General features: G+C 73.0%; 11 protein-coding genes and 1 pseudogene. 5 read left to right on the forward strand and 7 right to left on the reverse strand.

The window, feature by feature from the left end:
* Window positions 1-2 precede the first annotated feature (2 nt).
* Together efeB and efeO are read right to left on the reverse strand one after the other, a co-directional pair.
* Window positions 3-1,298, reverse strand: coding sequence for an iron uptake transporter deferrochelatase/peroxidase subunit (gene efeB, locus I3F54_RS28735; protein WP_240121842.1), 1,296 nt, complete (start codon window positions 1,296-1,298; stop codon window positions 3-5).
* Between the two features lie 16 nt (window positions 1,299-1,314).
* On the reverse strand, window positions 1,315-2,451 hold the full coding sequence (gene efeO, locus I3F54_RS28740) for an iron uptake system protein EfeO (protein WP_240121843.1): 1,137 nt from the start codon (window positions 2,449-2,451) through the stop codon (window positions 1,315-1,317).
* 455 nt (window positions 2,452-2,906) lie between these two features.
* On the opposite strand from efeO, the gene I3F54_RS28745 reads away from it, so the two are divergent.
* Complete coding sequence (locus I3F54_RS28745) at window positions 2,907-3,551, forward strand: PhzF family phenazine biosynthesis protein (protein WP_240121844.1); 645 nt, start codon at window positions 2,907-2,909, stop codon at window positions 3,549-3,551.
* Window positions 3,552-3,563: 12 nt separating this feature from the next.
* On the opposite strand, the gene I3F54_RS28750 is transcribed toward I3F54_RS28745, so the two are convergent.
* Complete coding sequence (locus I3F54_RS28750) at window positions 3,564-4,211, reverse strand: heme oxygenase (biliverdin-producing) (protein WP_240121845.1); 648 nt, start codon at window positions 4,209-4,211, stop codon at window positions 3,564-3,566.
* Between the two features lie 122 nt (window positions 4,212-4,333).
* The gene (gene map / locus I3F54_RS28755) at window positions 4,334-5,191 is read right to left on the reverse strand and encodes a type I methionyl aminopeptidase (RefSeq protein WP_240121846.1); all 858 of its coding nucleotides are present in this window, start codon (window positions 5,189-5,191) and stop codon (window positions 4,334-4,336) included.
* Window positions 5,192-5,249: 58 nt separating this feature from the next.
* Here map and I3F54_RS28760 point away from each other — a divergent pair, with 58 nt between their 5' ends.
* Window positions 5,250-5,483, forward strand: a complete 234-nt coding sequence (locus I3F54_RS28760; protein ID WP_240121847.1) for a hypothetical protein — start codon at window positions 5,250-5,252, stop codon at window positions 5,481-5,483.
* A 75-nt stretch (window positions 5,484-5,558) separates the two neighbouring features.
* On the opposite strand, the pseudogene I3F54_RS28765 reads toward I3F54_RS28760, so the two are convergent.
* Window positions 5,559-6,287: pseudogene (locus tag I3F54_RS28765) on the reverse strand (MFS transporter); the annotation flags it as partial.
* Between the two features lie 52 nt (window positions 6,288-6,339).
* Entirely contained in the window at window positions 6,340-6,939 is a 600-nt protein-coding gene (locus I3F54_RS28770; protein ID WP_240121848.1) for a hypothetical protein, read from the reverse strand.
* A gap of 297 nt (window positions 6,940-7,236) precedes the next feature.
* On the opposite strand from I3F54_RS28770, the gene npdG reads away from it, so the two are divergent.
* A complete protein-coding gene (gene npdG / locus I3F54_RS28775) occupies window positions 7,237-7,941 on the forward strand; it encodes an NADPH-dependent F420 reductase (RefSeq protein WP_240121849.1) in 705 nt (234 codons plus the stop codon).
* 4 nt (window positions 7,942-7,945) lie between these two features.
* Window positions 7,946-8,173 carry a hypothetical protein gene (locus I3F54_RS28780; protein ID WP_240121850.1) on the forward strand — a complete coding sequence of 76 codons (228 nt, stop codon included), beginning with the start codon at window positions 7,946-7,948 and terminating at the stop codon, window positions 8,171-8,173.
* On the opposite strand, the gene I3F54_RS28785 is transcribed toward I3F54_RS28780, so the two are convergent.
* Window positions 8,158-8,928, reverse strand: coding sequence for a site-2 protease family protein (locus tag I3F54_RS28785; protein ID WP_240121851.1), 771 nt, complete (start codon window positions 8,926-8,928; stop codon window positions 8,158-8,160). The two genes, I3F54_RS28780 and I3F54_RS28785, sit on opposite strands and share 16 nt — an antisense overlap.
* A 294-nt stretch (window positions 8,929-9,222) precedes the next feature.
* On the opposite strand from I3F54_RS28785, the gene I3F54_RS28790 reads away from it, so the two are divergent.
* The coding region (locus tag I3F54_RS28790) for an AfsR/SARP family transcriptional regulator (RefSeq protein WP_240121852.1) at window positions 9,223-9,966 on the forward strand (744 nt) is incomplete at its 3' end.

A 9,966-nucleotide genomic window follows, 5' to 3' on the forward strand; every position in this document is an offset into this window, starting at 1 on the left:
CCCTACGCCTCCTCGGAGAACAGGGTCCGTCCCCACCAGTCGTCCTGGTCGCGGACGCCGGGCGGGACCGCGAAGACCGCGGAACCCACGTGCTGGATGTACTCGTTGAGCGCGTCGCTGCGCGACAGCTGCTGCTGGATCCGGATGAAGCCCTTGCGGACGTCGCGCTGGTAGGCGAGGAAGAACAGTCCCGCGTCCAGCCGGCCGAGACCGTCGGTGCCGTCGGTGAAGGAGTAGCCGCGGCGCAGGATGGCGACCCCGTTGTTGGCGTCGGGGTGGGCGAGCCGCACGTGCGCGTCGGGCTTCATCGCCTTCAGGAACGGCTCGTCCCGCTCCTTGGCCTTGCCGACCGGTGCGCCCTCGCCCTTGTCCCGCCCGAAGATGTCCTCCTGCTCCTGCAGGGAGGTGCGGTCCCAGGTCTCGATGTTCATCCGGATGCGCCGGGCGACCAGGTAGGAGCCGCCCGCCATCCAGGACGCCTCCTTGCCGCCGTCGTTGCCGTCCACCCACACGAACCGCTTGAGCCGGTCCGTCTCCGTCCCGGCGATGTTGCGGGTGCCGTCCTTGAACCCCATGAGGTTGCGCGGGGTCTGCTCGTCCGGGGTGGTGGAGGAGGTCTTGCCGAAGCCGAGCTGGGACCAGCGCACGGCGACCTTGCCGAAGCCGATGCGGGCCAGGTTGCGCACGGCGTGCACGGCGACCTGCGGGTCGTCGGAGCAGGCCTGGATGCACAGGTCGCCGCCGCTGCGGTTCCGGTCGAGGTTGTCGCCCGGGAACTTCGGCAGGTCGACCAGCCCCTCGGGCCGCTTGTCCGCCAGTCCGAACCGCTCGAACAGTGACGGGCCGAAGCCGATGGTGAGCGTCAGCCGCGACGGCTTCAGGCCGAGTGCCTCGCCGGTGTCGTCCGGCGGGGCCGCGGGCAGCCCGCCGTAGGCGCCGTCACCGACCGCCTTGCCGGCGGTCATCCGGCGGGCGGCCTCGGTCCAGTCCTTCAGGAGCTGGACGAAGGCGTCCCGGTCGTCGCTCTTGACGTCGAACGCGGCGAAGTGCAGCCGGTCCTGCACGGGTGTGGCGATACCGGCCTGGTGGGCGCCGTGGAAGTCCACCGCCGCGCCCATGGCCGCGCCGGCGGGGTCCATGTCGTCGCCGGTGCGGGTCATGGCGACGGCGCCGCCGGCCACGGCGGCACCGAGCGCGAGCCCCGCGCCGCCCCAGCCGATCACCGAGCGGCGCGAGGGCGTCGTCCCGGCGCCGGTGTCCTGCGCGGCGGTGCTTCGAGTCTCCTGGGAGTCCGTCATTGCTGGGTGTCCCTCACTACTTCACGACGGCGGCGGCGAGCTTCGACAGCGGCTCCGCGAGCGCGTTCACCGCGTCCGAGAGCTTCTTGCGGTCGGCGTCGCCGACCTTGTCGTAGGACGTGAACACGTAGGAGCCGGAGTCGGCGCGGTAGTGGTCGAGCAGCGTGTTCAGCGCGGTGAACTGCTCGTCCAGCTCGGCGGTCAGGGCCTTGTCGTTCTCCTGGGCGACCGGCTTGAGCAGCTCGTACGACTTCTGCGCGCCCTCGACGTTGGCCTTGAAGTCGACCAGGTCGGTGTGCGAGTAGCGCTCCTCCTCGCCGGTGACCTTGCCGGTGGCGACCTCGTCGAGGAGTTCCTTGGCGCCGTTGGCCATGGAGGTGGGGGTGATCTCGGCCTTGCCGACGCGGCTCTGCCAGTCCTTCAGGTCGGTGACGAGCTGGTCGGCGAGGGCCTTCTCCTCGGCGCCGATCCTGCCGTCGTGCCACAGGGCCTTCTCCAGCCGGTGCCAGCCGGTCCACTTCTGGCCGGCCTCCAGGCCGTCCTCGCGGACGTCGACCTTGGGGTCGATGTCGCCGAAGGACTCGGCGACCGGCTCGGTGCGCTCCCAGCCGATGCGGGAGAGGGCGTAGGCCTTCTTGGCGGCCTCCACGTCGCCGGCCCTGACCGCCGCGGCGAACGTCCCGGCCTTGGGCAGTGTCTCGTCGGCCTGGGCCTTGGCGTACTCGCGGTAGGCGGCGACGGCCTTGTCCAGGCGCGGGTCGCGCTCGGCGGTGGCCCCGCCGGTGACGGTGAGCTTCTGGCGGATACCGTGGCCCTTCATGCCGGGCAGGCAGGCGATCTCGTAGTCGCCGGCCTTCACCTCGGCGGTCAGCGTGTACTTGGTGCCGGGGCCGATGTTCTCCTTCTCGGAGACGATCCGGTCGTCGGGGAAGAGGATCTCGACCTCGGTCGCCTTGGAGCCCTTGTTCTCGATCTTCAGCGTGACGTGGCCGGCGGGCACCGAGGCGGCGGAGGTCTCGCAGGTGCTGTCGGCGGCGGTCACCTGGATCGTGCGGTTGTCGTCCGCCTCGCTCTTCTGGGTGCAGCCGGTGACGGCGGTCAGGGCCGCCGCCGTGGCGGCAACGGTGACGACGGGCAGTCTGGCGGCTCGCATACGGGCTCCTGGCGGATGACTTCTATGGCTGAAAGGCGTCGCGACAACCCTCACGGGATTTGGTGAGGCTCGCCTAACTTATCTAAGCCTTGCCTGCCTGATAACCGGGTGTGCCGTGATTCACCTCTCACCGGCGGCGCCGGGGCACGGGGTGATCTCGGTGGCTCAAAGCGAACCCCATGAAAGGGTCAAGGGACGGTCAAGGGAAGGGTCGTGCGGGCTCTCCGGTCACTCGGTGAACACGGCGGTGGGCCGCCGCCGGTGGCGGCACGGCCGGCGCACGGGATCAGCCGCGGGGTGCGGGGACGGGTGATGGGCCCCGGTCCGTGCACCGCCGTGGCACCGTGTCCCCCGGTGAGCGCCCGGTCCGGCGCCATCCGCGTCCGGCCCGGCCGGATGCTCCCGTGCGCCGGCCGTGCCGCCACCGTGGCGCCGCGCGATGCTTCAATGCCCGGGTGACTGACTACGACGTACTGCGCGTCTTCTGTGCGCCGAACGGCGGATACGGCAACGAGCTCGGTGTCGTCCGGGACGGCTCCGTCCTGCCCGGGCGGGACGAGCGCCAGGCCCTCGCCGGCAAACTCGGCTTCAGCGAGACCGTGTTCGTCGACGACCCCGAGCGCGGTGTCGTCGACATCTACACCCCCACCCTGCGCCTGCCGTTCGCCGGTCACCCCTGCGTCGGCGCGGCCTGGCTGCTCGACGTGCCCGAACTGGTCACGCCCGCCGGGGTGGCCGGCGCCCGGCAGGACGGGGAGTTCAGCTGGATCGAGGCGCGGGCCGAGTGGGCCCCGCCGCGCACCCTGCGGCGGTACGGCAGCGCCGCCGAGGTCGACGACCTGCCCGTTCCGCCGCCGGGGGAGTGGATCTACGCCTGGGCCTGGGAGGACGAACCCGCCGGGCGGATCCGCGCCCGCGCCTTCCCCGGCCGCGACGACGGCGTCGAGGAGGACGAGGCGACCGGTGCGGCCGCCCTGCTGCTCACCGCACAGCTCGGCCGCGCCCTCAACATCACCCAGGGGGCCGGCTCCCAGATCCTCACCGCACCGCAGCCGCACGGCTGGGTGGAGATCGGCGGGCGGGTACTCCTGGAGCGCTGAGTCGCGCGGGGCTCACGCGCTCAGCGGGAACTCCTCGCCCAGGGCCCGGAACACCGCCGTGTTGAGTGCGAACGCCCGCCTGCACTCGGCCACCACCCGCTGCCGGTCCAGTTCGTCCGCGTCGATGCCGTCCAGCAGTCCCCGGTAGTCGCGCTTGAACGCGGCCGGGTTGGGGATCTGCTCGAAGACGTAGAAGCGGACCCCGTCGCCCTTGCGGGCGAACCCCCAGGTCCGCTCAGCGCGGTCGCGGATGATCTGACCGCCGGACAGGTCCCCCAGATACCGGGTGTAGTGGTGGGCGACGTACCCGGCGGGCCACCGCTCGGCGCACGTGCGCACCCGGCCGGCATACGCCTCGGTGGCCGGCAGCGCGCTGAGGCGGGTCCGCCACTCCGGTCCCCGCAGGTGTGCCAGGTCCCGCTCCAGGGCCGCGAGCCGGAACAGCTCCGGACGGACGAACGGCCCGGCCACCGGATCCGCCGCCAGCCGGTCCGCGGCGGCCTCCAGGGCCTCGTACACGAACCACAGCTGCTCGGTGTACCGGGCGTACGCGTCGATGCCGAGTCGTCCGCCGAGCAGGTCGCTCATGAAGGTAGAGGTCTCCGCCTCCCTGTGCTGCTCGTGGGACGCCGTGCGGATGACTGCGGAGAAGGAGTCCATAGCGCCCATTTTCTTAGGTGAGGCTTGCCTTGGTCAATGGATTTGCCGACAACCTGTCGGTAAAAGGCTACAAGAGAGAGCCCGCCCCCGGCAGAGGGCGGGCTCCCGGGGTGCGGGTCCCGTCACGGCAGGGTGAGGATCTCCGCCCCCGCGTCCGTCACGACCAGTGTGTGCTCGAACTGGGCCGTGCGCCTGCGGTCCTTCGTCACGACCGTCCAGCCGTCGTCCCACATGTCGTACTCGTGCGTGCCGAGCGTCAGCATCGGCTCGATCGTGAACGTCATGCCCGGCTGCATGACCGTCGTCGCGTGCGGGCTGTCGTAGTGCGGGATGATCAGGCCCGAGTGGAACGACGTGCTGATGCCGTGCCCGGTGAAGTCCCGCACGACGCCGTAGCCGAAACGCCTGGCGTAGGACTCGATGACCCGGCCGATGACGTTCACCTGGCGACCCGGTTTGACCGCCCGGACGGCCCGCTCCAGCGCCTCACGCGTGCGCTCGACCAGCAGGCGGCTCTCCTCGTCGACCTCCCCCACCAGGTAGGTGGCGTTGTTGTCGCCGTGCACCCCGCCGATGTACGCCGTCACGTCCAGGTTGACGATGTCGCCGTCGCGCAGCACCGTCGAGTCCGGGATGCCGTGGCAGATCACCTCGTTGACCGAGGTGCACAACGACTTCGGGAAGCCCCGGTAGCCCAGCGTGGAGGGGTAGGCCCCGTGGTCGCACATGTACGCGTGCGCCACCTCGTCCAGCTCGTCCGTGGTCACCCCCGGCGCGATCAGCCTCGCCGCCTCCGCCATCGCCTGCGCCGCGATCCGGCCCGCGACGCGCATCGCCTCGATCGTCTCCGGCGTCTGCACCTCCGGTCCGGTGTACGGCGCCGGTGAGGGTCTGCCGACGTACTCGGGGCGGCGGATGTTTCCGGGCACGGAACGGGTGGGGGAGATCTCCCCCGGCACAAGCAGTGACTGGCCAGACATGCCGGCGAGTCTATCCAGCGGGCATGGGGGAACATGTCCCTGGCGAGAGGAGCTGGTCATGGCCCTGTTCAAGAAGCGCACGGTCGGCAAGCCCGGCGAGTGGTACTACTGCCTGGAGCACAAGAAGGTCGAGGAAGGGCCCGAGTGCCCGGCGAAGGACCGCTTCGGCCCGTACGCCTCCCGGCAGGAGGCCGAGCAGGCGATGGAGACGGCGCACGAGCGCAACCTCCAGTGGGAGAACGACCCGCGCTGGCACGACGCCCCGGCCGACGCGGCCGGCGACGACGACTGATCAGGCGTCCGCCGTCCGGGCCCGGGGCACGGCTGCGCGCCGCTCGCGCAGCCGCGCCGCGTGCTCGCTGGTGCGCACGTCGTACGTGCCCAGCAGCTCCTTGCGGCTCCAGGCGTACCGGGCGCCCTCGGCGACGGCCCGCAGCGAGGGCCCGGCCGCCTCGTGGGAGGCCGGGGAGGAGGCGATGCGCACCAGGAACGCCATCGACACCGCGAACGTCGCCACGTCCGCCGCGTAGGCCCAGCCGAGGCCGGCGTACGCCACCACCACGCCCGCCAGCGCGGGGCCGGCGACACCGCCGACCGTCCAGCGCAGCGAGTTCAGCGACACCGCGGCCGGCATGTCCTCGTGGGCCACGATCCGGGGCCACAACGAGTCCAGGGCGGGCCGCTGGACGGAGGTGAGCGCGGCGGAGAGCGCGGCGACCACGTACAGCGGCCAGACGGCAGGGTGCGGCAGCAGCGCGTTCACCAGCAGCACCGCACTGAGCAGACCCAGCCCCAGCTCGGTCCGCACGATCAGGGTCCGCTTGTCGAACGCGTCGGCCAGCACCCCGCCGTAGAGCCCGCACACGACCAGCGGCACGAGTTCCACGGCGCCGATCGCCCCCACCGCCGCGGCCGATCCGGTCAGTTCCTTCACCTGCACCGGCAGCGCGACGAACGTCAGGAACGTCCCGAAGTTCGACACCAGCCCCGCCAGCCACAGGCGCCGGAAGTCCGAGGAGGCCCGCCAGGGGGAGAGATCGGGAAGCAGGGCGCGAAGGCGCGCCGTGGCGGGCGAAGCGGGGGAGGCGTCGGTCACCCGAGGATGGTCGGCGCGTCCGGCGTGCCCGGGCAACCGCTTTTCCCAGGGGTCACCAGGGCGACGGCGGCGGTGCCGTCAGAGACTCCGCCAGCCGCGCCAGCCGGTCCCGCAGCCGCCCCCGCCCCGCGCGCTCCGGCGCCGCGTTCTCCCCGGCCGCCGCGCTCACCAGATGCTGCACGGTGTCCAGGTCCAGCTCCGCGCCCTCCGGCACGGCCAGCGCCTCGTGCGCCATGCCGGCCAACTCCCCCGCCCCGCCCCCGAGCGCCAGCAGCGTCACCCCGGCCCGCCGTGCCGCGTGCACCCGCTCCAGCAGCGGCGCGTGCTCCGCGGGGGCCACGACCAGCAGGGTCTCCCCGCGCCGCGCCGCCTCGATCCGTCCCGGCCCGACCGCGAGGTGCGCCGGGTCGCTGGGGCGCACGTCGTACCGCACCAGCGTCGGCGCCAGCTCCGGCACACCCGACCACGCGGCTTCGTCGACCAGATGCGCGGCCAGGTGCCACGGCTCGTACTCCGGCGTCCCCACCAGCAGCAGCCCGCCCCCGTGCGACACGACCGAGCCCCGCAGCACCCCGGCGAACCTCCGGGTGGCGCTCAGCCACTCGGTCCCGGCGAGCACATCGCGCAGCAGCGCGACCCGTACGGCGTCCATGCGCCCGCATCCTGCCGCACCCCGCCGGCCACGGCGTCGCGTTCACCCCGGATTCCCCCGACCCGGGGACTCCGGCCGCGCCGCGCCGGACGCCTCCGGCGCACCCGGCCCGTCTGCATGCCACGCCCGCCGCACGGCCGTTGACGCCCGCCGGCCGTGGGACGGGCCCGCCCACCCGTCCCGACTGCCGCGCACCGGGGGCGACTTCGGCGCCCGCACACCGGTCGCCGCGCGCCCCGTCCGTGACGGAGCCCACCTGCGCCCGTGGGTGTGCGTCCACGGACGTAGAGTCGCCCCATGACCTCTACCGACAGTGCACAGAAGGCTCCCGCCAAGGACCCCTGGGACCTGCCCGACGTCTCCGGGCTCGTCGTCGGCGTGCTCGGTGGGACCGGGCCGCAGGGCAAGGGCCTCGCCTACCGGCTCGCCAAGGCCGGGCAGAAGGTGATCATCGGCTCCCGGGCCATCGACCGCGCGCGCACCGCCGCCGACGAGCTCGGCTTCGGCATCGAGGGGGCCGACAACGCCGAGTGCGCCCGGCGCAGCGACATCGTGATCGTCGCGGTGCCCTGGGAGGGCCACGGTGCGACGCTCCGGTCGCTGCGCGAGGAACTGGCCGGGAAGCTCGTCGTCGACTGCGTCAACCCGCTCGGCTTCGACAAGAAGGGCGCCTTCGCGCTGAAGCCGGAGGAGGGCAGCGCCGCCGAGCAGGCGGCGGCCCTGCTGCCCGGCTCCCGGGTCACCGCGGCGTTCCACCACCTCTCCGCCGTCCTGCTCCAGGACTCCGCGATCGAGGAGATCGACACCGACGTGATGGTCCTCGGCGAGGAGCGCGCCGACGTCGAGGCCGTCCAGGCCCTCGCCGGCCGCATCCCCGGCATGCGCGGCGTCTTCGCCGGCCGGCTGCGCAACGCCCACCAGGTGGAGTCGCTGGTGGCCAACCTGATCTCGGTCAACCGCCGGTACAAGGCACACGCGGGGCTCCGCGTCACGGACGTGTGACCGCATGGGGGACACTGTTCGTCGCAGCAGTGTCCCCCGACAGGAGCCCCCCGCCATGCCCCGCCTCGCCCTCCACACCCTGATCGTCTGCGTGCTCGCCGTGGCCGCGGCCGTGGTCTCCTTCGTCCAGGGCAGCTGGCTGGGGGTCGTCTGGCTGCTGCTGGCCGGGGTGTCGTCCAACATGACCTGGTACTACGTCCGGCAGGGCCGGTCGGCTCACCAGAACCGGTAGAGGCTCCAGCCGCGAGCGGTGTAGGACGGGTCGACACCCAGTCCGCCCAGGACCGTGTCGACCAGGCCGAAGAACGCGCGGTTGAGCTCCGGCACCCACAGCAGCGCGAACACGAACAGCAGCCCGAACGGCGCGAACGGCTCCACCTGGCGGCGCACACCGGGCGACAACCAGGGCTCGACGACGCCGTAGCCGTCCAGCCCGGGCACCGGCAGGAAGTTCAGGATCGCCGCCGTGACCTGGAGCAGCCCCAGGAAGGCGAGCGCGTACCGGAAGTCGGGCGGCACGCCGTCCAGCGCGTCCAGCCAGAACGGCGCGGTGCACACCGCCGCGAACAGGACGTTCGTCAGGGGGCCGGCCGCCGAGATCAGGCTGTGCCGCCAGCGCCCCCGGATCCGGCTCCGCTCGATGAAGACGGCGCCGCCCGGAAGCCCGATCCCGCCCATGATCACGAAGAGCACCGGCAGCACGACGCTGAGCAGCGCGTGGGTGTACTTCATCGGGTTCAGCGTCAGATACCCCTTCGCCCCGACCGTGATGTCGCCGCTGTGCAGGGCGGTGCGCGCATGGGCGTACTCGTGCAGGCACAGGGACACGATCCAGGCGGCGGTCACGAACAGGAACACCGCCACCCCGGGCTGCTCGGCGAACCCGGTCCACAGCGCCCAGCCCGCGACCAGCGTCACGGCCAGGATCCCGAGGAAGACGGGGCTGATGGTGCGGTCGCCGCGGCGGGCGGCGGCGGTGGTGGTCATGGGGCTCCCTGACTGGTCGTCCACGCGTGGGCCTGCCCGACCGTACCGGGCTCGGACGGAAAACGCCTCGCGCGGGGGCACCGGTTCCCTGGAGGGTGGGCTCGTGGGACCGCGGCACGTGTTCCGCGGCGCCCGCCGGACCGGGTGCGGGGACCGGGACCTGCCGGCACCGGGGCCCACCGCCCCCGCCACCGTCCCCGAACACCCTCCCGGCCCGGTGCCGGGCACCCCGCCCCGGCGGCCCGGAGCCACGCCACCCGGACCCCGTGACCGGCCGTGAACCCTCCGGAGACAATGGACCCCGTGCGCTACCGCATCCTCGGCACCACCCAGGCGATCCGCCCCGACGGCACGGCCGTCACCGTGGGCGGGGCACGGCTGCGTGCCCTGCTGACCGTGCTGGCCCTGCGCGCGGGGCGGACCGTGTCCGTGGGCCTGCTGGTGGAGGAGGTGTGGGCCGGGGACCCGCCGGCCGACGCGACGGGCGCCCTCCAGGCACTGGTGGGACGCCTGCGCCGGGCCCTCGGTGCCGGCGCGGTGGTCTCCGCCGACGGCGGCGGCTACCGGCTGGCCGCCGGGCCCGACGCCGTCGACCTGCACCGATTCGAACGGCTCACCGCCGACGGGATGCGAGCCCTGGCCGACGGAGACGCAGCCGAGGCCGCCGTCCTCCTCGACGACGCCCTCGCCCTGTGGCACGAGCCGGTCCTCGCCGACCTGCCGGGACGCATCGCACAGGCCGCCCGCTGGGAGAGCCGCCACCTGGACGCCCGCCGCAGCCGCCTCACCGCCGCACTCGCCCTCGGCGAGGCCGACCGGGCCCTGCCGGAACTCACGGCGCTGTGCGACGCGCACCCCCTCGACGAGCCCCTCCAGACCCTGCGGCTGCGCGCCCTGCACGACACCGGCCGCACGGCCGAGGCCCTCGCCGCCTACGACGGAGTTCGTCACCTGCTGGCCGACCGACTGGGCTCCGGTCTGGTGGAGCAGGAGTTCAACCACCTCTTCGTGGGACTGGTCCAGACGTCGCCGCGGCCG

The organism is Streptomyces sp. MUM 2J (genome assembly GCF_022414535.1).
Taxonomy (GTDB): Bacteria; Actinomycetota; Actinomycetes; order Streptomycetales; family Streptomycetaceae; genus Streptomyces.